19 protein-coding genes and 3 pseudogenes are annotated in these 23990 nt (G+C 58.9%); 10 read left to right on the plus strand and 12 right to left on the minus strand.

All coding sequences use genetic code 11. The annotated features are described in order from the left end of the window. The 4 genes and pseudogenes from EOA36_RS04220 to EOA36_RS04235 all read right to left on the minus strand — a co-directional run. A pseudogene (locus EOA36_RS04220) lies at positions 1–737 on the minus strand (IS3 family transposase); the annotation flags it as partial. Positions 738–976: 239 nt separating this feature from the next. Further along, positions 977–2011, minus strand: coding sequence for an LLM class flavin-dependent oxidoreductase (locus EOA36_RS04225; protein WP_126097318.1), 1035 nt, complete (start codon positions 2009–2011; stop codon positions 977–979). 94 nt (positions 2012–2105) lie between these two features. Beyond that, positions 2106–3221, minus strand: coding sequence for a histidinol-phosphate transaminase (hisC, locus tag EOA36_RS04230; protein WP_127275741.1), 1116 nt, complete (start codon positions 3219–3221; stop codon positions 2106–2108). Positions 3222–4053: 832 nt separating this feature from the next. Continuing rightward, positions 4054–4365, minus strand: coding sequence for a hypothetical protein (locus tag EOA36_RS04235; protein ID WP_210212401.1), 312 nt, complete (start codon positions 4363–4365; stop codon positions 4054–4056). A gap of 1174 nt (positions 4366–5539) precedes the next feature. Between EOA36_RS04235 and EOA36_RS04240 the strand changes: the two genes are divergently transcribed. Then, positions 5540–6073, plus strand: coding sequence for a peroxiredoxin (locus EOA36_RS04240; RefSeq protein ID WP_029356553.1), 534 nt, complete (start codon positions 5540–5542; stop codon positions 6071–6073). A gap of 68 nt (positions 6074–6141) precedes the next feature. After that, a complete protein-coding gene (gene rpoN / locus EOA36_RS04245; RefSeq protein WP_126063822.1) occupies positions 6142–7575 on the plus strand; it encodes an RNA polymerase factor sigma-54 in 1434 nt (477 codons plus the stop codon). On the opposite strand, the gene EOA36_RS04250 is transcribed toward rpoN, so the two are convergent. From EOA36_RS04250 to EOA36_RS04275, 7 genes and pseudogenes are all read right to left on the minus strand, one after another. Next, positions 7572–8198, minus strand: coding sequence for a nitrogen fixation protein NifQ (locus EOA36_RS04250; RefSeq protein ID WP_126104979.1), 627 nt, complete (start codon positions 8196–8198; stop codon positions 7572–7574). The two genes, rpoN and EOA36_RS04250, sit on opposite strands and share 4 nt — an antisense overlap. Next, complete coding sequence (locus EOA36_RS04255) at positions 8185–9237, minus strand: LLM class flavin-dependent oxidoreductase (RefSeq protein ID WP_126104978.1); 1053 nt, start codon at positions 9235–9237, stop codon at positions 8185–8187. Before EOA36_RS04255 ends, EOA36_RS04250 begins: the two co-directional genes overlap by 14 nt. A 137-nt stretch (positions 9238–9374) precedes the next feature. Continuing rightward, the gene (locus EOA36_RS04260; protein ID WP_127204748.1) at positions 9375–10976 is read right to left on the minus strand and encodes an SDR family oxidoreductase; all 1602 of its coding nucleotides are present in this window, start codon (positions 10974–10976) and stop codon (positions 9375–9377) included. A 148-nt stretch (positions 10977–11124) separates the two neighbouring features. Continuing rightward, a complete protein-coding gene (locus EOA36_RS04265) occupies positions 11125–11712 on the minus strand; it encodes a nuclear transport factor 2 family protein (RefSeq protein ID WP_126083656.1) in 588 nt (195 codons plus the stop codon). Positions 11713–11850: 138 nt separating this feature from the next. Next, positions 11851–11973, minus strand: a pseudogene (locus EOA36_RS38015) (ferredoxin); the annotation flags it as partial. A 29-nt stretch (positions 11974–12002) separates the two neighbouring features. Then, positions 12003–13181, minus strand: a complete 1179-nt coding sequence (locus tag EOA36_RS04270) for a cytochrome P450 (RefSeq protein ID WP_164759124.1) — start codon at positions 13179–13181, stop codon at positions 12003–12005. 265 nt (positions 13182–13446) lie between these two features. After that, complete coding sequence (locus tag EOA36_RS04275) at positions 13447–14403, minus strand: IS481 family transposase (protein WP_126063820.1); 957 nt, start codon at positions 14401–14403, stop codon at positions 13447–13449. A gap of 1307 nt (positions 14404–15710) precedes the next feature. On the opposite strand from EOA36_RS04275, the gene EOA36_RS04280 reads away from it, so the two are divergent. Then, positions 15711–16943, plus strand: coding sequence for an MFS transporter (locus tag EOA36_RS04280; RefSeq protein ID WP_126063819.1), 1233 nt, complete (start codon positions 15711–15713; stop codon positions 16941–16943). Between the two features lie 261 nt (positions 16944–17204). Here EOA36_RS04280 and EOA36_RS04285 read toward each other — a convergent pair. Further along, a pseudogene (locus EOA36_RS04285) lies at positions 17205–18236 on the minus strand (ChuX/HutX family heme-like substrate-binding protein); the annotation flags it as partial. Positions 18237–18822: 586 nt separating this feature from the next. On the opposite strand from EOA36_RS04285, the gene EOA36_RS04290 reads away from it, so the two are divergent. The 7 genes from EOA36_RS04290 to EOA36_RS04315 form a co-directional block, all read left to right on the plus strand. Next, complete coding sequence (locus tag EOA36_RS04290; protein ID WP_029356570.1) at positions 18823–19143, plus strand: iron-sulfur cluster assembly accessory protein; 321 nt, start codon at positions 18823–18825, stop codon at positions 19141–19143. Positions 19144–19160: 17 nt separating this feature from the next. Further along, the gene (locus EOA36_RS37675) at positions 19161–19331 is read left to right on the plus strand and encodes a hypothetical protein (protein WP_165349961.1); all 171 of its coding nucleotides are present in this window, start codon (positions 19161–19163) and stop codon (positions 19329–19331) included. A 158-nt stretch (positions 19332–19489) separates the two neighbouring features. Beyond that, complete coding sequence (gene nifS / locus EOA36_RS04295; protein ID WP_126063817.1) at positions 19490–20701, plus strand: cysteine desulfurase NifS; 1212 nt, start codon at positions 19490–19492, stop codon at positions 20699–20701. 180 nt (positions 20702–20881) lie between these two features. Further along, complete coding sequence (gene nifW / locus EOA36_RS04300) at positions 20882–21259, plus strand: nitrogenase stabilizing/protective protein NifW (RefSeq protein ID WP_024505239.1); 378 nt, start codon at positions 20882–20884, stop codon at positions 21257–21259. A gap of 188 nt (positions 21260–21447) precedes the next feature. Then, the gene (locus EOA36_RS04305; RefSeq protein WP_126063816.1) at positions 21448–22299 is read left to right on the plus strand and encodes an electron transfer flavoprotein subunit beta/FixA family protein; all 852 of its coding nucleotides are present in this window, start codon (positions 21448–21450) and stop codon (positions 22297–22299) included. 16 nt (positions 22300–22315) lie between these two features. Next, positions 22316–23425 (plus strand): electron transfer flavoprotein subunit alpha/FixB family protein, encoded by a 1110-nt coding sequence (locus EOA36_RS04310; protein WP_126063815.1) that lies wholly within the window; start codon positions 22316–22318, stop codon positions 23423–23425. 10 nt (positions 23426–23435) lie between these two features. Next, positions 23436–23990, plus strand: a 555-nt coding sequence (locus tag EOA36_RS04315) for an NAD(P)/FAD-dependent oxidoreductase (RefSeq protein ID WP_145969109.1), incomplete at its 3' end; no start/stop codon positions are given.

A 23990-nucleotide genomic window follows, 5' to 3' on the forward strand; every position in this document is an offset into this window, starting at 1 on the left:
CCCGAGAGAGACGTATCAACGATGAGTGCGCAGGCACTCTCTCGTGCAGTCGTCGACGACGGCCAGGATGCGGAAGCGGCGCCCGTCGGTGAGCTGGTCCGATACGAAGTCGAGCGACCAGCGCTCGTCGGGCCTCAGCGGCACCAGCATCGGCGCCCTTGTCCCGATCGCCCGCTTGCGGCCGCCACGGCGGCGAACGGCGAGCTTCTCCTCCCGATAGAGCCGGAACAGCTTCTTGTGGTTCACGACCAGGCCCTCCCGCCTCAGCATCACGAGAAGACGCCGGTAGCCGAACCGGCGTCGCACCTGCGCGATCGCCTTCATCCGCTCGCGAACCTCGCGGTCGTCCGGCCTGCTGGTCTGGTAGCGAACCGTCATGCGGCAACAGCCGATGGCTTTACACGCCCGCCGTTCGCTCATCCCGAAGCCTTCCTTCAGGCGAGCGACAGCTTTCCGCTTGGCCGCGGGCGTCACCATTTCTTTCCCACAAGGTCCTTCAACGCGGCATTGTCGAGCATGGCGTCGGCCAGAAGCCGCTTCAGGCGCGTGTTCTCGTCCTCCAGCGCCTTCAGGTCGCCGAGCCTTGGAGACATTCATCCCGCCGAAGCGGGCCTTCCAATTGTAGATCGAGGCGTCGCTGACCCCCGCTTGCGGCACAGATCGCCAACCGATACCCCGGCCTCGTGTTTCTTCAAAATTCCGATGATCTGCTCTTCAGAGAAGCGGCTGCGTTTCATGTCCTGGTCCTCTGGAGGGGCCAGAACGAACTTCGAACCGGATTAGATCAGAGGGGCAAGGTCAGGACGCCTCGGCGCGGTCGTCGACCTCTTCACCCCAGCCGAATGTGCCAACTACTTCACAGCCGCAGGATATGACCTGGATCAGATAGGACGTGCTCCAATGGTTTAGTCCGGCCCCCACAACCGTTTCGCAATGAGGAGCAGCGCTGCCGCTGCTCCTCCAATCACAGACGGATTCACGATGCGGCAACTCGAGCCATGATTTCGGATCGAATGGCCGATGCGGTGTATAGTGAGGCATCCAGCGGCAAATCCCCAAATGCCAGTTGACACAGAAGATAATTAGCACCTGCCTCTTCCAGCTGATCAAGGAGAGCTTTTCGGACAGAATCTGCCGTTCCCACGACGCACAATTCACTTTCAATTGCTGCATCGAAGTTCAAAGGCAAGTTTGGTGGAGTGGAAATGGCATTTAGTTCGTATAGAAATTTGAAGCTATTGAGCCATCGTTCATAGGCAGGTGCTGCGAGCAAATACGCATCTGTTTCAGAACGCCCTATCACCACCATTCGGAGCAATCCAAGAAATGGCGCTTGCTGGCCAATGTCAGCATCGTGAATTCTGGCGGCGCGGAACGCGTCGGTAACGCTGCGAACAGAAGTGGAAGGTCCGACGCAGGCGATGTTTGCCCCATTCGCGGCGGCCCAGCTAGCCGGCTCGGGTCGATTGGTGGCGATCCATGTCGGCGGATGGGGATATTGGTGAGGTCTCAACGTCAGCGGAACGTCTTTCAAATCAAAGTGGCGGCCCTGATAAGAAAGCGTCCCGCCTTTCATCGCATTGATGAGAATCTCACTGGCCTCCGCATACTGTTCTGGTGCTGCTTCTACAGCAACCCCGAAGTATCCCAATTCAGTGGGAGCAGAGCCGCGCCCTATGCCGAGTTCAAGCCTGCCGCCGCTCAACTGATCAAGCATGCAGATCTCCTCGAAGGCACGCAGCGGATGATAGAGCGCAAGTAGCATTACCATGGGACCAACACGAAGACTGCGGGTTCGCTGGGCGACGCTCGCTAAGAACAAATTCGGTGATGGACCTCTGCCATGCGGCGTACAGTGGTGCTCGGCGAGATGATACGCATAAAAGCCATAGCCATCGCACGCTTCTGCTAGGCTCAGCCGATCTGCATATTGTTGTGCGATGTCATCGCCGTTTTCGTCCAGATGATCGAAGATGCCGAAGGTCAGGCCCGAAGCGGAAATTTTCTTCAATTAATTGTTCTCCAAATTACCTATTATTTATTCGCTAATCATCATAGCTGGCGACATATCAGCACCTATTACTTGGCGCTTAATGTGAATTGACTTAATGCTTGTGCACACCGCGATTCTTCTTAAAGTTCATACAGACTCGTTTGGCGGCAGCAAGGAATTTGTCCATCTGCTCTGTGGTGCCAATGCTGACGCGAATACAGTTCTTCAAATCTACGTCAGGAAAGCTGGCGATGAGGATCGCCTGCTCTTTCAACGCGGCTTGCCAGCATGAGCCCTCCTGTCCCGCCGGCACACGGGCCAGCAAAAAGTTTGCGTGGGAGGGTGTTACGGAAAAGCCAAGTTGCAACAGCGCCAGGGTCACTCGCTGTCGTTCATGCTTGATGTGCCTGTGGTTCTCTTCGTAGGCGTGGCGATGCGCAAGAATGCTTTTCCCGACCGCCTGCCCGATCACGTTCATGTTGAAGACATTCTGGATGTTGCGCAGCCTGCCAATGATTTCTGGGTGACCGAAACCGAAGCCGACTCGCACGCCAGCGGCAGCATAGCTCTTTGAAAAAGTCCTCAAGATCAAAAGATTCGGATGTCTATTGACGAGGCGCAGGGCATGGTCGGGTGCGAAGTCAACGTAGGCCTCATCCAAGACGATCAAGCGATCTGCTTGCTCCACAAGGCGTTCGATTTCGGCCACCGGCACGAATGTTCCGGTCGGATTGTTCGGATTAGCCAACAGAATGAACTTCGCGTCTTTTGCGGGGCCGGACAGCAGTTTTTCTATCGGCAGAGGATGAGCTTCGCTCGATGCGATTTCGAGAAACTCGGCACCCTGCAACATGGCAAGTTTACGGTTGAACGAAAATCCGGGCGACAGCATCGCCACTCTATCTCCTGGGGCGAGGAAAGCTCTGTAGATGAGTCCGAGCAGCTCCGACGAACCGTTGCCGGCAATCACCTGATCTTTGGAAAATCCGTAAGCATCGGAGGCAGCTGCCCTTAAGCTGAGATTGTCGTCTTCCGGATAAAGATACTGGTGTTCGATTGCAGCAATTGCACTTTGCATTACGCTCTTCGGCAACGGAAACGGGTTCTCGTTCGTATTTAGCTTAACGCAATTTGCATCCGTCGCTGGTCCGTTGGACGAGAGAGCATCTAATTTGCTGGCCACCGGCGAAAAAAGCGAAAGCACGGTCTTCAGTTTTGCATCGCACATGTTCTTCTCCGTTTTCCAGTCCCGCAGGGCATGTGACATGAGGCAATCGTTGATCGTGACTTGATCGACGTTCGGCTATATCAGCGCTGCCTTCCCACCCTGGTGGGGATCGCCGACCACGGTTTGGATTTGACACCGGGAAGCTGTCGAGAACCTGATGACGACCCAACGTGTGGCCGACGGCCGATTCGGCGCAACAGACGGTGTTTCAACATCGCATCGTCCTCAAAGCCGCATGCAGGGCCTGCACGACAGCCCGTCTCCAGCGCCCGCAGATAGGTGGAAGCCGAAGTCTTGCCGAACCTCAGTTGCTCTGCCACCTGGCCCACCGGACTGCCCGGTTTATGGGTCAGGCGCAGGGTATCTCTGACGCTCGTTCGTCTTGCTTGCTTCGTCTTGGCATGGGCTCTCTCGGTTTGCTGATGAGAGAGCCAAATACCGGCTCATCTGAGCATGAGACGCAGGCCTGACGATATGGAGCGTCGCTGGTGGCGCGCGTAGCCAAGAGGGTTAGCCTCGCTGGCGGGGCATGCAAGACGGCGCACCTCCTTAGCCATCCTGTCCCATCGTCTCAGATCGTGAGGCGCACCTTATAGTCGGTGAGGAGATCTTGCAGGGTCAGGTTACGCCCTAGCGCTTAAGGTTGTTGGTCGCACCGAGCAAGCGCGGGACCTGTCGACGGACAACAGCGGTGCCACTGCCGGCACTAGGTCGTCCAGCATCGCAGTGATCCGCGTACGTAGTATTTTGTCGTAGGCGGCATTCTGGATAGCCGGATACGGGCTCTTCACCCGCTGCACCACCGATTGCGGGATGATGTCGCGAGAAACATTCACGGATTTCGTGAAAAAAGTGTACCCGCCGAAGAGCCCCACTCGCGGGGGCGGTGCAGCACCACCTCGGTGTCACTGCTCGTGTTCATGCGATGGACTAGGCCGGCCAGCTGTTGACGCAGCTCGCGGTAGTTGTAAGTCTCACCCGTGTAGACGAGCACCAAGTCAGGTCGGCCATCCTCCTGGAGCATCCTCGGCTTACGGCCGCCCTGGATATCGATGATTGCCAGGCGGTGGTGTCCCAGCGCCGCAGGCCCGCCGATCCAAGTCCCCTCGTCGTCCGGACCGTGGTTCGCTATGGTGGCCGTCATATCGGCAAGCTCCCTTCGCGCATCGGGACCTCCGAGGTCTCGATTGAAGTCGATCCATTCACAGATGCCGCACAGGTTATGTCGCCGCATTTGGGGCGAAGCAGATATAAGGCCAGTGGGAAACCATCGAGGCAAAGTGACGGATCTAGCCCAGCTACGATCCGCATCCGACATTGTCGGACATCGGACAGCACCGCGATTCGCTGCATAGGAAGCCTGGAGTCGCGATTTCCCTTGGGGGAATCAGCGCATGAAAGGAGAGCTGGGTCGTGTCTGCCGAAATGAGAAATTGCTCCCCCTTATTGCCTCACCGAGGAATGTTACCCAGCGCGATAGACGGACATGCCCTACCTCCCCCCGTTGCAGCTGAGGGAGATAGGGGCCAGCTCTTCATTCAACCCTCATGGAGGATGATCAGCCCAGCCATTTCCATGCGCCGGCCTTCACAAGCCGTGCACCATTCAGGTTCTTTTCCTTGAAGCGCGACGATCCTTGTCAGACGTCGCAACACTTGCTGCCGAGAGCACGAGCTCTTCCTCGAGCATGCCTTGATCTGCGCCTCGAACGGCTCGCACATGCTGGGTTTCAACGACTTCGCAGAGGTTGATATTCTGCAGTGACTTCGTCTCGCTGCTGCACGGCATTGACGCTGGGAGCCATGCTCGCGTGGCGCAATTGTGCTGAAGCCGGTGCCCACGGCAACGTTTCTTAACCCGCCCCAGATCCTGGCGTTTGGCTATTTCCGACATTCGTGTCCGGCTTCGGACAAAGGCCGGGTTTGCCGAACGGAGTCGCACCCAATTTCCAGTGCTGCTTGAGCAATAATATCGACCGGCATTACTGCACAACACGAAAGTTGCTGCAAAAACCGAAGTGAACCCAAGGCATCGGGTCAATTGGCATGGCGCTTGCGACTCGGTCGATAGAACGCAGTCAAAATCACGGTTGCAGACCATGCCTACCTCTCAAAGCTCGATAAAGCACGCGAGCGAAATTCCCCGTCTCCGCGGAAGCTCGTCGCCTTTAAACGTGCCTGCTCGGGGGCGGTCTTGCACAAGACCGGTCCGAGGCAACCACGCCAAGGCGCGAGGCTGCCGGAACTGTCGACCGAAGTCGATGCCGCTTCAGTTTAACCGAAAAATGCACCGTACCACTTTGGCCTGGGAGCAAATCAATGACCGACAGAAAGAACGTTCCTCTCGTGACCTTTCGCACGCGTGTTCGCGATGAGTCGATCGGGGGGCCAAATCCTTATCGGTGGGAGAACAAGACCTCCGACGATTATTTCGGGGGCAAGCGCGTCATCCTGTTCTCGCTGCCTGGCGCCTTCACCCCGACCTGCTCGACCTTCCAACTGCCCGATTTCGAAAAACTCTATGATCAATTTCTGGAACTGCGAATTGACGCGATCTACTGCGTCTCGGTCAACGATGCTTTCGTCATGAATGCGTGGGGAAAGTCCTTGGGGCTGCAGAAGATCGAGCTGATCCCAGACGGGTCGGGCGAGTTCACGCGCAAAATGGGCATGCTGGTCGCGAAGGACAATCTGGGCTTTGGCATGCGCTCCTGGCGATACGCCGCTCTGATCGACGATGGCGTGGTGGAGCAGTGGTTCGAGGAGGAAGGCTTCTGTGACAACTGCGAGACGGACCCCTATGGCGTTTCATCCCCGCAAAACGTTCTCGACAAACTGAAGGCGGCGGCATGACCCAGAAGTGGCAAGTCTCACACAACCCAAGCACACACTAGAGCATCCTCGGCAGATTACGGTTCAACATGCATCTCTCAGCAAGCCTGCTTCAACGCCAGAAGCAACGTATGGTCTTATCGCCTCAAGCCATTGAAGCTATTCGCTTGCTGCGATTGACGCATACTGAACTCCATCAGCTCGTGCAGCAGGCACTCGAGAGGAACCCCGTTTTGAAGCCTGACCCGTTTGACGACGATTCGCCGCTGTCAGGGGTGGATCAGCGGAGCAGTCAAAGCAGAAGCGAAATCGGCGAATCGCCCATTGGCGGGCCGTCTGGCGGGCGCGGGCAATGGAAGTCGCAACGCAGTAGCGGCAACGATCGACCTGCCGTCGAGGAGTTTACCGCCCACACCGAAACATTGCACGACCATGTCGCCCGCCAGGTCGCCCTCACCCCGTTCACCCCCCAGGAGCGGCTGATTGCCGGACAGCTCGCCGCCCATCTGGAGGACACTGGCTATCTTCAGGTAAACCTTTTCGATCTGGCCAGGAGGTTAAACGTTCGGCAAGCTGATGTGGAACGGGTCATCGGAATCTTGCAGCAATTTGATCCGCCGGGGATTTTTGCGCGAACTCTCAGCGAATGCCTGGAGATTCAGCTGCGCCAGCAAGACCGGTTCGACCCGGCTATGGCAGCTTTGGTCGCCAATCTCGAGATGCTTGCACGGGGGGATTTTCAGGGATTGAAGCAGCGTTGCGGAGTCGACGAGGAGGATCTCCTCGACATGAGGAACGAAATCCGCGCGCTCGATCCCAAGCCTGGAGACCGGTTCCAGTCCGGGACGCCGGAAACCATCGTACCGGACGTCTGGGTAATGCCCAAGTCCGAAGGTGGATGGCGGGTGGAGCTTGATCCGGCCACGCTGCCCAAAGTGTTGATCAACCACACCTATGTCGCCGAAATCTCGCAGCTGACCAATCAAAATCCGGAAGGCAAAGCGTTTCTCGACCATTGCCAGGAAAAAGGGAACTGGCTGATCAGCTGCCTCGAGCAGCGCGCTAAGACGATCCTTAAGGTTGCGACCGAAATCGTGCGCCAGCAGGATGCCTTTTTTACACACGGCGTCGCCCATCTGCGGCCTCTCTGTCTCAAAAATGTCGCTGACGGGATCAAAATGCACCAGTCGACGGTAAGCCGGGTGGCTTCGAACAGGTACATGTTAACTCCGCGCGGGGTGTTCGAGCTGAAGTATTTTTTCACAGCGACAATCGCATCCTGCGAGGGCGGCGACGCGCACTCCGCCAAATCTGTCCGCCATCGGATCAAGGCAATCATCGCCGAAGAATCGCTCGACAAGGTACTTTCCGACGAAGACATCGTTGCTCAGCTCAAGCAGACCGGCATCAATGTCGCTCGCCGTACCGTCACCAAATATCGCGAGGCGATGAACATCCCTTCCTCCATACTACGGCGCCGCGATAAGCGTTTGTCCGCAGCTGCGATCAAGCGAAGTGACTAACCGGCATTCCTGGTCGGCGAGAGGCGACTCTCAACTTCCTCCGGGCCGAAGCAGCTTTCGAAGTCCTGGCATTCCCGACAACTGGGTGCAGTGCATGACGAAAAGCCTTCGGCCTCACACAGCTTGCGGTAAAAGTACTTTTTCCATTTCATGTTTTCTGTGTTGCCTGCCGCCAGCGCGGGAAAATGTCTGGCAAGCAGGCGGCTGAGCTCAGCGCGATTTGAGAGGCCAAGATCCCGCCAAAGATGGTCCATGCGCATCGCACGCCGGGCGATGATCTTGGCCAAGCGGGCGCTCGCCGGGTCGGCCGGCGCAGCATGCGCTAGCAGCAGCCGGCGTAGCAGCTCCTCTTCCAGTTCCGGCTCGGGCTCGCTCAACTCCTCCAAAGCGAATACGCTGCTGGAGGTAGACGGGAAAGTTGCGGCCAAGACATCACGCAATTCGACAGACGAAAGGCCTGTCCCCTCCGTCGCCAACACCTCGCCCGCCTGGACCTCCTCAAGCGAACGTGAATGTACGCAGGGCAGCACATGCTGATCGAAGCTCCTCCCTAGCTCGGACCCACGCCATTGCGCGCTGGATAGGCAGCCATCATCGTAACGGCCGGCTTCAGCTTCCGGCATGACAAAGCGCCTTGTTGACCGCAGGGATGATCTTGTCGCCCCAGAGCTCGATCTGGCGCAGCATCGTCTTTTGGTCGAAGTCGCCCAATTGAGTCTGAACTGCGATCTGGTCCGGTTTCAAGATATCGATCTCTTCCAGCAGGCGATCAATCACGCGATTTACGCTGCCAATCGGCAAATTTTTGCGCATGGTCTCGAAGGACAGATCCTGCTGGGTCGGTGTCTCCTGCAGCAGGTAGCCATCGTGGCTCTGTTGGCGGCGCTGATGCAGGGCTTCAGAAAGCCGGCGCTGGAAGCGGGCATTGTCGAGATAGCTGTTGATCTCCAACTCGTCGTGGCTGGCATAGCAGCAGCGCAGCAGCGATATCTTGACGTCGGTGACGTTCTTTTCCTCGGATGCCGCCGCCCTCTCGACTGATTCACGCAGTGTGGTCAAAGTCTCTAAGCCGTCGTGGAAGGCTGTGACAAAAAAATTGTGCCCCTCGCGGTAGGCCCGAGCCATCCGTGCGGCTCCGCCAGCGATCCAGATAGGCGGCGTCGGCTGCTGGACTGTGCGGACCGAAATCGCTGTTGGGGGGATCTTCTCATACTGGCCGTCGTGTTCGAAGACGTTTTGGTTGAGGCCCTTGAGAATGATGTCCAGGTATTCCGAAAAGACGGCCGGCGCCTCATTGATGTCCACGCCGAACCGTTCGAACTCGAACTGCTGGTATCCCAAGCCTACGCCGAGCTCGAGACGGCCGTTCGCAACGATGTCGGCGAAGCCGATCTCGGACAGCAGGCGCTGCGGTTGGTAAAGCGGCAGCACGCAGACGGCAGTGCCCAGGCGAATCGTGCTTGTCAAGCCGGCGCAGTGCGCCACCATCATCAGCGGGGATGGTATGAGGCTGTAATTGTTGAAGTGGTGCTCAGCAAACCACGCGGTGTTGAACCCAGCCTGCTCCGAAGCGACGGCCTGTTCGATGGAGTTGCGGATGACGCTTTCTGAGGATTGGTGATAGCCACGCTGGGCGGCCAGAATGAAAGTGGCAAATTCCATGATTTCTCCTCGTTATAGACACGTCAGCCGACCGGGAATGTGCTCGGCATGCACATGCTTGGATCTCAAGCACCTCAGGTGCGTCGTGGAGCCGAGGCTTCATAATGCTCGGCCGGTCGCCTGCGAAGGCCTGGCAATTAACCTGCGGCCTCCGCAAAACATTCGTCATAGAGTTCGCTGGCGTTTCCCGCATCACCGAACGAGGTCCAGCCGCCGTCCACGTAGAGGATCGAGCCGTTGATGTATGAGGCGTCAGACGAAGCAAGGAAGAACGATGCATCTGCGACGTCTTCTGGCCGTCCCATCCTGCCCATGGGGATGCGTCGTCCGATTGCTGCCAGGTCGATGCGGCCGGCTTTGGCCAACTGAGCAAGTGCGGGCGTGCGGATGTGGCCAGGAGCGACGGTGGCTGTCCGAATTCCGACCGGCCCGAGTTCGGCCGCCATGCAACGGGTCAGCATATCCATCCCCGCCTTGGAGGCGCCGTAGGCATGGCGCGGCGCGAACGGCAGAAAGCTGTCGATCGACCCGAGATTGAGGATCACGCCGCCCCGGCGCATAGCCTTGATCGCTTCGCGCGCGCAGGTGAAAGCGCCGGTAAGGTTGACATCCAGGACGTGTTCGAGCTGTTTCGACAGTTGCTCGATCGCAGGCACAATCCTGTCGGCGGTATCAGCACTATTGACCAGAACATCGATATACCCGAAGCGTCCCCTCAGTTCTTCGAACACCGACACCACATCGCTCTCGACGGCCACGTCCAGCGATTTCGCCAGATGCTTGCCGGGGAGCGATGTAGCCAGCTCTGCCGCTGCAGTGCCATCTTTATCAGCAATCACGACGGTGTCGCCGTTCGCGGCAAAGCGGCGAGCGACGGCCGCGCCAATGCTTTTTGCGCCACCGGTGACGAGCACGATTCGCGCATCTGTGCATTCGGCCGGACAGGAGAGCTCGGCTTGGAGCGCACCATCCACCGGCGGGTGAGCATCCCCCGGCTGGTTGAATGACATCCAGCCTCCGTCGACTGCCAGCACCGAGCCGGTGATGTAGCGCGCCTGCGTGCTGCTCAGAAAACGCACGACCCTGGCGATCTCGTCGGGGCGAGCCAAGCGCCCCATCGGCACGCGGCGGCGTATCGCCGCGAGGTCCATTTTGCCAGCGCGTGCCAGTTCTGTGACCATTGGGGTGCGGACGGAGCCCGGCGCCACCGCCGTGACGCGGATTCCTCGCATAGCCCACTCGCATGCAAGGGACTTTGTCAACGAGATCACGCCAGCTTTCGAGGCTGCGTAGGCGTTGCGCCTGGGATTGCCGACCACGCCCGCCATCGAAGCCACATTGACGATCGCACCGCCCGGCCTCATTCGCCGCGCCGCTTCCCTGGCCATAACGAATGGCCCAATAAGGTTCACTGTCACGCCGCGTCGGAAGGTATCGACAGCGGTGTCGATGATCCTATCCATCGTGGGTCCAACCGCCGCATTGTTGATGAGGACATCGATTTGCGCGAACCGTGCTTCGACCTGGCCGAAAAGTGAGAGCATGTCCTTCTCTCGCGACACATCGCACTCCAGACCGACGTGCGGCGACCCGAGATCCCGAGCCAGTTCAACCACACCACTGCCCGGAAGGTCCACCGCAACTACAGTGTCTCCGTCCGCGGCAAGGATATCGACCAGGGCACGGCCGATCCCGCCCGCAGCGCCTGTGATGATTACGGTGCGTGCTGCCAGTTTCACGAGAGCTTCTCCACGATGACCGCTTGTGATCTCAGCCCATCAACCTTGGGCGGAATGAAGGGCCGAGCCAAATCGTTGCAGTGACCGCCAGTTGCGGCCCCACACAGATGTCGTTCCCGTAGGGCGCTCATCCTCCATTTCTACCCACTTATGCAGCTCCCAGTTGGGGACCCTCGACGCCATCTTGGTCGGTGGGGATGTGACCCTTGAGCAACTGGTAGATGGGATCGTCTGGATGTTGTGCTCCAATCGGCTGTCGCCGGCCGAACCTATCTGCCTCAAGAATCGCTGGCGGGATTTGCTCCTCAACCCAATCGTAGACGACTGTCCGTTCCGCAATTCGCCACTCGTCCTGCCTCTTCTGAAACAGATCGCAGTAACGGCCGCAAAGCAGCGTCTGACGTATTTCTTGGTCTGTATCCGGTCCGCGTTGCAGCGCGGTGAAATAGCTCTCGACCGCGGCCTCTGCTGAACTGATGAAGTCGATCAGGCTGTTCGTGATTTGATGGATGTTACGGTGCCCCGGCAGACCGAGAGCAAATTGGATGAAGTCCTCTGCCGGTCCGCAATAGGGACCGTGCCTGTCATACGCTTCGGGCCAGTATGCGCTACGCAGCGCCGCCTCATCGGCGCGGTCTATCCCGCGGCAGTACCGATACAGGCAGTTGCGGATCGCCTCTCGGTCACGCAGTTCGGTAATTTTCGCGTGGTCGACAGGGTCTGTCGCGAATTGTATGATTGTTTTATCCTTCCCGATGCCAGTCTGCACTTTGCGTGTGTCTCTCTCTACAACTGAGTTAGCGGGGGGCTCGTCAACTTCCAGAGCTTGTTCGGGGCAGGCTCGTACCCCTTTTGAGGCAAGCAGTTGCTCCCCATCGGCAACATCAATATCACCGGGCAAGATGTAGCCGGCGTCATCAAGCTTGAAGACTCTCGGCGCCCGCGCCCAGCAGCGCGCATGACCCTGGCATCTGGCTTTATGTACGACGACACGCATAGCGAACTCCAATGTCGTTGGCTGAAACTTCAGGACCAGTCCAGGATCAGATTCTCGATCCCGAACACATGGCCGCCGAAGGTGATAGGTTCAGTCCCTGTCTTGATCCGAAAGGCTGGGATGCGCGCCAGCCACTCCTCCAGGCCAATGACAATCTCCCGCCGGGCAAGGTGTGAGCCAAGACAACGATGGGGACCATAGCCAAAGGCAGCGTGCCGGTTGTCCTCGCGCGCCAGATCGATCTCATTCGGGCATTCGAATTCCGCCGGGTCACGATTGGCAATCATCGTGGCACAGGAAACATAGTCTCCCTTGCGGATCGGCGCGCCTTTGAAGTCGACATCCTTCGTTGCCACTCGGATCATCTGAATGGTCGAATAGGCGCGCAGCAATTCTTCCGCAGCGACGGCAATCCGGTCCGGTTCGCTTCGTAGCAATTCCTGATCTTTGGGGTTGCGCGCGAGATGGGCCAAGTCGAAGCATATGGCTGCTGAGACCGTGTCGAGTCCCGCGACGAACACAAGCACGCCGATGCCACGGACTTCTTCGTCACTGAGCAGACGACCCTCGACCTTTGCCTTCACGATGAAGGTCATGAAATCATCGACCGGCTCCTTGCGGCGCTCGGTGGCAAGTTCGTCGATGAAGGCCACGATCGTCCGGGCTGCGGGTGGTCGTTGCTCCTTATCGCCGTGGAGCAGATCTCTAGCCCAGCCGACAAATGTTTCTAGTCCGTTGTCCGAAAGCCCAATAAAGCGAAGGAAGATATTGACCGCGAACGGAACTGCAAAATCCTTCATGATGTCGCAGCTCGTGCCTGATGCGGCGATCCTGTCGATCAGCTTGATCGCTCGTTCCCGGACAGCCGGCTCCAATGCCATTACCCGCTTTGGCGAAAGCAGCGGATTGAGCAGTGAGCGAAAAACACCGTGGAATGGCGGATCGAGCTCAAGCGGGATCATCGGCCAGCTCTCGCCGAGCACAGAGGCGAAGATGCTGCGATGGCTGGAAAACGTTTCGGTGTCCTGCAGCACCCGGCGCTGGTCGCTCGCGCGAGTGATGACCCAGGTACCCCGACCGTCGCGCGTGTTGCTGGTTGAATAAAAGATCGGAGGCCCGGCATGAACGCAAGCAACCGCTGCATGCGGATCCCCGTTAGCGGTCGGCAACATGCCGGGCGACGTAAACAGGCTGAAGTCCCTCACCATTTCGGGCGGGACATGATCTGGAACCGGCCGCGATTTAACCGCGCCAGAATCGAGAGACCGTTCATGAGATGCTGTCGGCATTTGCATGCAATCGTTGGTGCAAGCTCCGTGCCGAATTCGTCTTTCGATAATCCTTGCCGTTTGCTGGGCAACAGGTGGCGCCTGCGCTGACTTGCTGGTCGGGATTGCAACATTCTTGTCCAGCGTCGGACACAGAATGTAGAAAGCTAGACACCGACTTGGAGCAACTCAACTGGTGGGATCGCTAGCTGTGGAGCCTCAACAGGTTGTCCTCGGTTAGAGCGAGGCGACTGATAGGTGTTTTGGACTTTAGGCTCCCGTGGGGACGGTGCCAATTGTATCTGTGCAGCCAGACCGGCAACTCTGCGGCGCGGTGATCTGAAGTCGGATAAGCGATGGCATAAGCCCATTCGCGCAGTGCTGTCTGGATGAAGCGCTCGGCCTTGCCATTGGTCTTGGGTGTATAGGGTCTTGTCCTGACGTGCTTGAGGCCGAGATCGCGGCAGGCCTTGGCGAAGGCCTTTGATCTGTAGCAGGAGCCGTTGTCGGTCATGACGCGGGCTATCGTGACGCCGAGGCTGGCGTAGTAGGCCACCGCCGCCTTGAGGAAGGCGATGGCGCTTTCTTTTTTCTCGTCGGGCAGGATCTGCGAGAAGGCGATGCGGGAGGCGTCGTCGATGCAGACATGGACGAACTCCCAACTGCTGCCGCGCGAGCTGGCATTGCCGGTGCGCTTGCCGGTAATGCGATGACCGATGCGCTCGAAACGACCGAGCTTCTTGATATCGATATGGATCATCTCGCCAGGATGCTCGCGCTCGTAGCGTCGGATCGGCTCGGCCGGTTCGATATCCCGCAACCGCGACAGTCCGGCACGCTTGAGAACCCGGCTAACGGTGGCGGGCGAGACGCCGACCTCATGGGCGATGTGCTTGCCGGTCCAACGTTGCCGCCGCAGCGCCATGATGCGCTCGGCGATCAACGCAGCGGTGGCCTGCGGCATATGGGCGGGCCGCGAGGAACGGTCGATCATGCCGGCCCGCCCTTCGGACTTGTAGCGCTCGACCCAGCGCGCCACGATCTTGGCCGACACGCCGTAGACACGCGCCGCATGGGCTTTGGAGAAAGCGCCTTCTATCACCGACAGCGCCATCTCCTCTCGACGCAGCGGTGTGAGACGGGCATTCTTATGGATGTTCATTCGGATCCTCCGATGGATGCTGAAGCGTGGTAACTCCAGTCTCCTCGGTCCGGTCCGAATGGACAACCTCCCGAAAGCTCACAGCTAGCCGATCATGTGCCCGGGGAGCATCCAGTTCGAAAGCTTGCTCTAAGCGGCTTGGTGACTTGGCCGAGGTCACCCAGGTGGAAATGACCAACACTTGGGGTAAGCCTAGTGGCGCTCCCCTCGATGATGTCTGGCGGGGTGGTTAGCCGCCTCCGTGGGACAAGATCAGTCTACACGAATGGGCTATAGCCTCTCCTCGCCTGCCTCACTGGCCGTCCTTCAGAGCCGGCCACACGAGCTTTTGTCTTTCAGCAGGGCGTTTTTCTCGCCAGCTACAGAGCCACACCGACGCCATTAATGAGCGTCCAGTCGACGGGTTGGATGGCCCTGTCCATCTTGCCCAGCACCTTGGCTTAGCATTTGCCGGTGCGGCGGAAGCCTTCAAGACGCAGTTCTTGACCTTCTCCAGATCAGCCTCGGATGGATATCGGCAAGGGTTCAGCTCGTCCTTTTGAACTTGCGCATCTTCGTGTTGGCCAACCCCAGGCCGCCCGACATATTTGCGGTCTATCCGGCACCTCAACTTCGAACAACCTTGCGGCAAGCTCTTGGGATAGCCCACGCTCGTGCCTCCACCACCCGCTCAGCAGAGCCAGATTTGTCGTTGATGGCACGGAACTTGCGGAGTCATTCGCAGATGCGTCACGGACCGAGAGTGTCGTCCCATGAATTCGATCACCAAAAAGGCCGCCCGACGTTGCTGGGACCGCCTGCAATTACCTTATCCCAGAATTGGGAGCAACGGCTTCAAAAGGGATAACTCATCACCTCAATTTTGTCGATCGCGCGGCCATCGAACCGCAGCCATCGATCAGACTTCCGCCTCGTTGCACTCATTGCGACCGCCTTGGTGCTTGCGACAACCGCTCAATTCTGGCTGCCAGGATAACCACATATGGCGACGGAACTTCCTGCTTCAAAGCAATATAGAGATCGTCGATCATCCCCCCATCAAGGCCTCGATCGAGGACACCGCGTTCGGCTTGCTTGGTTCGCAGTGAACAGACCGCACTTCGACGAATGCGATCGATGCGACCGCGCCGAGAACTCTCCCGCATTGTCGACGGTTGGGTCCGTCGGCCCTCCGATGAGGCCTCGGATGCGTCGGGCGCCGAGGCCTCGACTGATGCCGACTGGCCGCCGCCGGAAGGTCTCGCGGCTTTGATCCCCGGCGATGTAGCCACCCCTGCTGCAACAGCTCCTAGCCGGAGAACTCATTCATGACCGAATCGGCGACAGATTTAGTGGACGCGGCTTTGTTCGACCGAGATCGGCTTGACCCAGAAAGTCCCTATCAACGTTCTGGCCCTGCATGGGGTGCCATCATTTCGCTTTCCTTCGGCACCTTCGGGCTTGTGACGGCAGAGTTTCTGCCCGCCAGCGTTCTGACACCGCTCGCGCATGATCTCCGTATCACCACGGGCACGGCTGGACAGGCGCTAACAGCGACCGCAATCGTCGCGGCGATCTCGGCACCGATAATCGCCATCGTGACAAAGCGTCTGGACCGCAGGGTCGTCATCTGGGCGATGACGCTCCTGCTGATCCTGTCGAACGTTCTGGCAGAGGTTGCGGGGTCGCTGCCGGTTTTGCTGGCGGCACGCGTCGTCCTTGGCATATCGCTTGGTGGTTTTTGGTCTATTTCGGCAGCGTTGGCGATGCGGCTGGTTCCAAGTCACCTCATGCCGCGCGCCATGTCGATCATCCTCACCGGCGTTTCTGTCGCCTCCGTCTGCGCGGCTCCAATCGGCGCTTATGTCGGTGACATTTGGGGATGGCGAGCCTCGTTCAAGGTCGCCGCAATCGTGAGTGCCGTTGCGCTGCTCGTGCAACTCGTAACCATTCCGCCACTGCCTCCGATCGAAGTGCGCAGATTCCGCAGTCCGCTGGATGTCGCGAAGAATCCGGCGATGAAGGTTGCGGTGCTAGTCGTGCTATTGGTCGCTTCCGGCCATTTTGCCAGCTTCGCCTACATCCGCGCCTTTCTCGAGAGCGTTCCTGCGCTCGAAAAGAAGTCAATCCCGCTCGTGTTCCTTGCTTTTGGCACGGCCGGCGTCTTCGGCAATTTAGCCGGCGCATTCCTCACCAAACACAGTCTCAAGGCGGTCGCGGCCCTGCCGCCCCTGCTCATTGCCGTAGCCGCTGTCTCGCTCCTGACTATGGGAGCATCGGCCTTGACCTCGGCAATTGCAGTTGCCGTATGGGGCTTTGCTTTTGGCGCGGTCCCGGTCGGATTGCAGACATGGATGGTGCTACGCGCCGCTCCGAAACAGGCCGAGAGCGCTGGTGTACTGATGGTCATAACCTTCCAAGTGGCCATCGCAGCCGGCACAACTTTCGGTGGCCTATTGGTGGATCACACGGGTATTGCCAGTGTCTTTGTCTACAGCGCGGTTGCCACGTTCCTCGCTGTCTTGACAGTATTTTTGCTCGGCCCGAACCGCAAAACCTGACCGCCTGGTGGGGAGTGACGGTCGGCGGCGTTCACGCTATTGCCACCTCTGAGCTCGGCCCAAAGGCCGCGGCTTCGTCGTAACCATGCGGTCGATGGGGCAGCGCCAAATTGCTTCCTGCTCATCGCGTTGCGATAATACAGCGCGCTTATTGCGTCATCGTGTCCCCGGTCTCGGCTTCAATGCCCGGCTACTGGCTGCGGAGGCAGATGGGCGCCGGCGTCCCACCGACGACGATCGGTCTTTTCTCATGTAGCTGTCGGGGAAACGAGGCAGGTTTTCCGCCAGAACCCGCCAGTCGTCGCGCTCGCGTTCGCCTTCCTTGCGCGCACCGAACAACTGGATGATGATCTTGCCGTCGGACCCATATGCTTCGAGCGAGGTGACGTGACTGTCATTGGTCGGCTTGCGCACGGCCCAAACCTCACGGATTTGGTGGGTCCTGAGATGCAGCCGGAACGTTTCGTCCAGCACATGGATGCACGGCCCGATCTGCTTGACCGACTTGATTAAGCCGGAATGGGTCTGGATAGAACCTCGGTTGCCGACGAAGCACATGATCGGCAATTCGTCTTCGGCCGCACGCTGGAGCACGGCGCCAACTGCGGCATTGTCGAGCAGCCAAGCGTAATCCTGGCCGACCATGCGCAAAGCCTGGCAGCGGCTGAGCTTGAGCGTCTTTAGAAGGTTGACGTCAGTCAGCCGGCTCCAGTGCTCGCGTAGGTCGTCCACCGTGCCGGCCCAGTCCGCAGTCCTCGCGCCCAGGTCGGCTACTCTCGCCTTAAGCGACATGGTCGGCTCCTGGTTGGCGGATACGAGCTCGGCCACCAGCTTTCGATAGGCATGAAGGTTGGAGACCGGCCTGAGATGCACCTTATGCACTGCTGCGCCGGTGGCGTCGAAGAATTGCAAACTGCGCTGGATTCCGCCGCGATGGCGCCTTTCAACAGCGAAACCATACCTCCAAGCTTGCGGGAAGACGCGAAGGTCGAATTCGTCACCAAGGACCATGGCGTGATTGTTGCCGGTTATCACTCTGTTGAAGACGCCAATCTTTTCGTGCACGGCACCTTGATTGCGGGTCAGCGCCGTCACTTCGCCCACGAATTCGAGGCCCGTCAGAACGTGATTGACGCGCGGGTCGATGCGTGCCGCGCCGAAACCGCAATGGGCCGCGACCAGTTCCGCTTCCGAAATGGCCAATTGGGCTGCGAAATCACGCGCGGGAATGTTCGGACAGACTTCCCACGCACGCCGGATTTCGTTGGGCGACCGCTTCTTGCGCTGATCCATGTTTTTACCCCTGCCCCGTTCTTCTTTTGACGATCGATCGAAAAACGGGCCTCAGGGGTGTGCACGGCGGACGCGATCGATCGTCAGGCACATGCCAGTCGAATCCTGTCTCCGGGCGGTCAGCGGCCAATCGCCGGTAGAGAGCGATTGTTGGGTGGTCGGCGCCAATCGGCCGATCGAGCATTCGGGTACCACCGGCGGTGCTGCTTTCCCACTCAAGGCGGGTCTGATGGATCATATTGCTCTCCTTCGTTCTTCGATTGCGAGGGCAACCCAAAGGTGAATCGGCCGGCAATTTTGCCGCCGCAACGAAGGCTTCACAAAAATCGTGCCAGTTGCTCCGCGGCAAGCTCTGAACATCTTTGGCTCTGTTCATTGCTTTACGCGTGAGTGCATCGCGAACTCAGGCGCCCTTCCTGTGACGCGGACGCGACAAATCCGACAGTAAGTGTCGGTTGTCGGACGTCTCCCCAGCAATCGAGCATAAGAGACGTCGGGATGTCCTACGGTTTTTGACACGTCTTCCCTTTGGCACGGTCCATGCGAGATGATCCGCGAAAACGTCGGACCGAGGAGAAATCGAGCCATGATTACGCTCACCGACAACGCTGTTGCCGCCATCAAGGCCGCTCTTTACCGCGCCAGCGAGCCGGCGGAAGGATTTCGCATCATGGTCCATGCCGGCGGCTGCGCCGGCTTCCAATACTCAATGGGCCTGGAGAGCGTCTCACGTGAGGGCGATGCGATCATCGAGCGAGATGGGCTCAAGGTGTTCATGGATAGAGGCTCCCAACCCCATGCAGCCGGCATGACCGTGGACTTCGTCACTGGGCTCGAAACATCCGGCTTTGTTTTCGATAACCCCAATGCGCGTGAGACGTGCGGCTGCGGCAAGTCCTGCAAATGATTGCGAGGGAACAGGCTATGTTCGACTATAGCGACGCCAAGGAATACTGCGTCGAACCGGCACCGCCGGCGCTCTGGAACCGGCCGACACGCACTGTCGGCCCGGAACAATTGCGTTCGGTGATGCGCCAAATCGCGATCATCGATCGTTGCCGTGGGCAAGCAAACAAAATTGCCCGAAACAGCTGAATTCCCGGCAGATGCCGCCACCAAAGGGCAATGTCGACAGCGACCGGTCAGCCAAGCCATCGCTCGCCCGGCCGCCCACCTTACCAGATACGATATGCGCCAGAGGTTCAATGGCCCGCCTACCCTTGAATCATTTCAGCAGTTGAAGGATCACTCCCATGAACCCTGTCTATCTCGACAACAACGCAACGACGCGGGTTGATCCTGCAGTCGTTGGAGCGATGTTGCCTTTCTTTACGGAGCAATTTGGCAATCATTCGTCCATGCACGCCTATGGCGCATCGGTTGCTGAAGCCGTGAGAAAGGCGAGGCAACAGTTGCAAGCCCTCATCGGCGCGGGATTCGAGGACGAGATCATCTTCACCTCGGGCGGGACTGAAAGCGACAGTACAGCCATCCTTTCGGCGCTGGAGGTGATGCCCGACCGAACGGAAATAGTGACTTCCGCGGTTGAACATCCGGCCGTTCTGAAGTTGTGCGCGCACCTTGAAAAGACGCGCGGCGTCAAGGTGCACATTATCCCAGTCGATCACCACGGCCGGCTCGACCTGGACGCCTACAGAACCGCTCTCACTCCACAAGTGGCAATCGTCTCGATAATGTGGGCGAACAATGAGACCGGTACGATCTTTCCCGTGGTTAAGCTTGCCGATCTAGCCAGGGAAGTCGGCGCGCTTTTCCACACTGATGCAGTGCAGGCGGTCGGAAGGCTTCCGATTGAGCTGAAATCGACCGCGATCGACATGCTGTCGCTCTCCGCCCACAAGCTGCATGGTCCAAAGGGGATAGGCGCGCTTTATGTAAGACGTGGCGTGCGCTTCTCCTCCATGATCAAGGGTGGGCACCAAGAGCGCGACCGGCGTGCAGGCACTGAAAACACACCCGGCATAGTCGGACTGGGCATGGCGGCCGAACTCGCCTTGAAATTCATGGACGAGACAAAACGAATAAAATGGTTGCGCGACCGCCTTGAGAACGGGATCATCCAGCGCATCCCAAACACATCCATCAACGGCGATCCGCAAGAGCGATTGCCAAACACTGCAAACATTGGATTCGAAGGTATCGAAGGCGATGCAATTCCAATTGTCCTGAGCCGGCTGGGAATCGCCTGTTCCGCCGGGTCCGCCTGTGCCTCTGGCTCACTGGAACCGAGCCATGTTCTGATCGCTATGAACGCGGCATGTGGGGCAGTCCGCTTCTCCTTGTCGCGTGACAACGGCGAAGATGACGTAGACCGCGTGCTTGAGGTCCTGCCTGCGATCACCGAGAAGCTACGGGCCGTTCCCAGTGCTGGACTGTGCGGGCGAGGTGCAGAACAGCTTCATTCCGGCCCGGGTCCGAGCGGCACAATAGCCGACGAGCCGTGAGGTCTTCCTCAACGTGACGACCCTGCGCAATGGAGAGCAGTCAAACTCGGGGTCGCCTTCACCACTTCAGAAAAGCTTGAGATCGCCAAGTCTCTTGCCCAGCCGCCGTGCCAGAGGTCGGCACGCCGTCAGCAATGTCACCAATGCATCGACACCACAATTACGCGCCGGGAGAATACAATGAACTGCTCCGCTGATAGCCGCCCGATCGATCGCACCGATATCCTAGCGCGACTGAAGGGCCTGTCGGCCGCGGAGGACTTCTTCGCCTGCCTTGGCGTCTCCTACGACCCGAAAGTGATGAATGTCTCGCGGCTCCATATCATGAAGCGCGTGGGCCAATACCTTGCCGAAGAAGATTTCTCCGGTCTGCCTAACCAGGTAATCGCCGCGCGGGTGCGCGCCAAGCTGGAACGCGCCTACGAAGATTTCGCGACTTCCTCGCCGCTCACGCAACGTGTGTTCAAGGTGCTAAGGGACCACGATCCAAACATATGTCCCGCACCTGGCCGCGCCTTCGTCCCGCTCGACTCTGCACTGAAGCGGTTCGGAAAGTAATGAGCCCGACACGGCTGCGACGCGACAATGTCGAGAAGTCGACAAATCCAGTCCTCATGACGCCTCCTCGGAAGCAAACGAAGCCACCTTCTGGAATAGAGGCAGGAAGACGACTTGGCATGAACGATGCAGGCAATGAGGCGAACCGCCAAGCACGAATCCGGACTGGGAGCTTAGAGAAACCGCCAATGCATATCGTAATCTGCATCAAGCAGGTGCCGGATTCGGCACAGATCCGCGTGCACCCGGTGACGAACACGATCATGCGTCAGGGTGTTCCGACCATCATCAATCCTTACGACCTGTTCGCCCTCGAAGAAGCGCTCAAACTGCGCGACGTTCATGGTGGCGAGGTTACTGTGCTCACAATGGGTCCGCCCATGGCGGAGGACTCGCTGCGAAAGGCGCTCGGTTACGGTGCTGACCGAGCAGTTCTCTTGACGGACCGCTATTTTGCCGGATCCGATACGCTGGCGACTTCCTTTGCTCTTTCGCAAGCAATCGCAAAAATTGGGGAGACTTTCGGCAGGCCGGACATCGTCTTCACCGGCAAGCAGACGATTGACGGCGATACCGCCCAGGTCGGACCGGGCATAGCCAAGCGCCTAGATTTATCGCAACTTACCTATGTCGCGAAGATTGCCTCCATCGATCTCGATACGCGAGAGATCGAAGTCGCGCGTCGCGCCGAAGGCGGCACCCAGTTGCTGAAGAGCAGACTCCCTTGCCTCATTACCATGCTGGAAGACACCAACGAAATCCGCCGGGGCTCGCTCCAGCAGGCTCTGTGCGCGGCGCGCAGGCAAGTCGTGAAGTGGACTGCAGCCGACGCCGGCATTGACGATCTCACCCGGTGCGGTCTGCGTGGCTCGCCTACAGTCGTCAAGCGTGTTTTCGCCCCCACCGCACGGGCAGAAAGGGCGGCGCAGATCGACACCGCGGAAAGGGGCTTGCAGGACATAGCCGATGAACTCATCGCCGATATCTTAACCCGCCGGCCGGCGCTGGAACATGAGCTGGCCTTCAACAGCGGCACGTGACGGCCAGGAGCAGAAAATGTCGACCGCAAGCCAAACCACCCCTCGCATTGCCCCCGGCCGTGCCGGTGTAAAGAAAGAACTTCCCGACCATTTCAAAGACTACCGGCACGTGTGGGTCTTCCTCGAGCTCGAACGCGGCAATGTGCATCCTGTATCATTCGAACTGCTGGGCGAAGGCCGCAAATTGGCCGACAAGCTTGAAGTCCAGCTCGCGGGCGTCGTGCTGGGACCGCCGGGCGAGATGGTCGAGGACGCTGTTGCCGAGGCCTTCGCTTACGGGGCGGATCTTGTCTACATCGTCGATGCGCCGCCGCTCGCCGACTACCGGAACGAGCCGTTCGCCAAGGCGCTCACGGATCTGGTCAATACCCATAAACCCGAAATCCTCCTTCTCGGCGCGACCACACTGGGCAGGGATCTTGCAGGCTCGGTAGCGACGACCCTGCAGACGGGGCTCACGGCCGACTGCACCGAACTTGATGTAGATTCCGACGGTTCACTCGCCGCGACCCGTCCGACTTTTGGTGGCTCATTGTTGTGTACGATCTATACACTAAATTACCGGCCGCAAATGGCGACGGTGCGACCAAGGGTCATGCCTATGCCGCAACGGGTGGATAAGCCGGTCGGGCGTGTCATGCGGCACAAGCTGTCGCTCGTTGAGGACGATATCGTCACCAAAGTCCTCGGCTTCCTACCGGATAACCAGTCGGCAATGGCAAATCTTGCCTATGCGGATGTCGTGGTTGCGGGAGGCCTCGGTCTCGGAGCGGCGGAGAACCTTCAGCTTGTGAAGAATCTTGCCCGAGCGATCGGCGCCGAGCATGGCTGTTCGCGCCCCTTGGTCCAGAAGGGCTGGATGCCGGCTGATCGACAGATTGGACAAACTGGCAAGACCATTCGACCGAAGCTTTACATCGCGGCCGGAATTTCCGGCGCCATCCAGCACCGAGTTGGGGTCGAGGGGGCCGATCTCATCGTCGCGATCAACACCGATCCGAACGCGCCGATTTTCGAGTTCGCCCACCTCGGGATCGTCACGGATGCAATCCGCTTCCTGCCCGCACTGACGGAAGCCTTCACCCGGCGGCTGTCGCCGCACAGTCGAGACAAGCTTGCGAGTTGAGGGAGAGGACATGATTGAACAATTCGATGCCATAGTGGTCGGAGCCGGCATGTCTGGAAACGCAGCTGCTTACACTTTGGCAAGCCAGGGGCTGAAGGTACTGCAGTTGGAGCGCGGGGAATATCCGGGCTCTAAGAACGTCCAGGGTGCCATAATGTACGCGAACATGCTGGAGAAGATCATCCCGGACTTCCGGGATGATGCGCCCCTCGAGCGGCACCTGGTCGAACAGCGACTTTGGGTGTTGGACGACACGTCTCACACCGGAATTCATTACCGGTCGGACGACTTCAATGAGGCGAAACCCAACCGCTACACGATCATTCGCGCCCAGTTCGACAAATGGTTTTCCCGCAAGGTGCGCGAGGCTGGCGCGACGGTCCTGTGTGAGACGACCGCGACGGAACTCGTCCGTGATGGCAATGGCAAGGTGATCGGCGTCCGCACAGACCGGGCTGGCGGAGTGGTCTTCGCGAATGTGGTCGTTCTCGCAGAAGGGGTGTCGGGATTGCTTGGCACTCGCGCAGGCCTGCGCGAGTGCCAAGCAATCCCGACACCCCTTCTG

This window comes from Mesorhizobium sp. M8A.F.Ca.ET.021.01.1.1 (assembly GCF_003998025.1).
GTDB lineage: Bacteria > Pseudomonadota > Alphaproteobacteria > Rhizobiales > Rhizobiaceae > Mesorhizobium.

Excerpts from the sequence above, each read along its gene's own strand:
- EOA36_RS04290 (WP_029356570.1), top strand. The coding sequence starts at position 18,823 with ATGATTACGCTCACCGACAACGCTGTTGCCGCCATCAAGGCCGCTCTT.
- EOA36_RS04310 (WP_126063815.1), top strand. The coding sequence starts at position 22,316 with ATGTCGACCGCAAGCCAAACCACCCCTCGCATTGCCCCCGGCCGTGCC.
- EOA36_RS04305 (WP_126063816.1), top strand. The coding sequence starts at position 21,448 with ATGCATATCGTAATCTGCATCAAGCAGGTGCCGGATTCGGCACAGATC.
- EOA36_RS04250 (WP_126104979.1), bottom strand. The coding sequence starts at position 8,198 with ATGCCGGAAGCTGAAGCCGGCCGTTACGATGATGGCTGCCTATCCAGC.
- EOA36_RS04280 (WP_126063819.1), top strand. The coding sequence starts at position 15,711 with ATGACCGAATCGGCGACAGATTTAGTGGACGCGGCTTTGTTCGACCGA.
- EOA36_RS04255 (WP_126104978.1), bottom strand. The coding sequence starts at position 9,237 with ATGGAATTTGCCACTTTCATTCTGGCCGCCCAGCGTGGCTATCACCAA.
- EOA36_RS37675 (WP_165349961.1), top strand. The coding sequence starts at position 19,161 with ATGTTCGACTATAGCGACGCCAAGGAATACTGCGTCGAACCGGCACCG.
- nifS (WP_126063817.1), top strand. The coding sequence starts at position 19,490 with ATGAACCCTGTCTATCTCGACAACAACGCAACGACGCGGGTTGATCCT.
- EOA36_RS04275 (WP_126063820.1), bottom strand. The coding sequence starts at position 14,403 with ATGAACATCCATAAGAATGCCCGTCTCACACCGCTGCGTCGAGAGGAG.
- nifW (WP_024505239.1), top strand. The coding sequence starts at position 20,882 with ATGAACTGCTCCGCTGATAGCCGCCCGATCGATCGCACCGATATCCTA.
- hisC (WP_127275741.1), bottom strand. The coding sequence starts at position 3,221 with ATGTGCGATGCAAAACTGAAGACCGTGCTTTCGCTTTTTTCGCCGGTG.
- EOA36_RS04270 (WP_164759124.1), bottom strand. The coding sequence starts at position 13,181 with ATGGTGAGGGACTTCAGCCTGTTTACGTCGCCCGGCATGTTGCCGACC.
- EOA36_RS04240 (WP_029356553.1), top strand. The coding sequence starts at position 5,540 with ATGACCGACAGAAAGAACGTTCCTCTCGTGACCTTTCGCACGCGTGTT.
- EOA36_RS04235 (WP_210212401.1), bottom strand. The coding sequence starts at position 4,365 with ATGACGGCCACCATAGCGAACCACGGTCCGGACGACGAGGGGACTTGG.
- rpoN (WP_126063822.1), top strand. The coding sequence starts at position 6,142 with ATGCATCTCTCAGCAAGCCTGCTTCAACGCCAGAAGCAACGTATGGTC.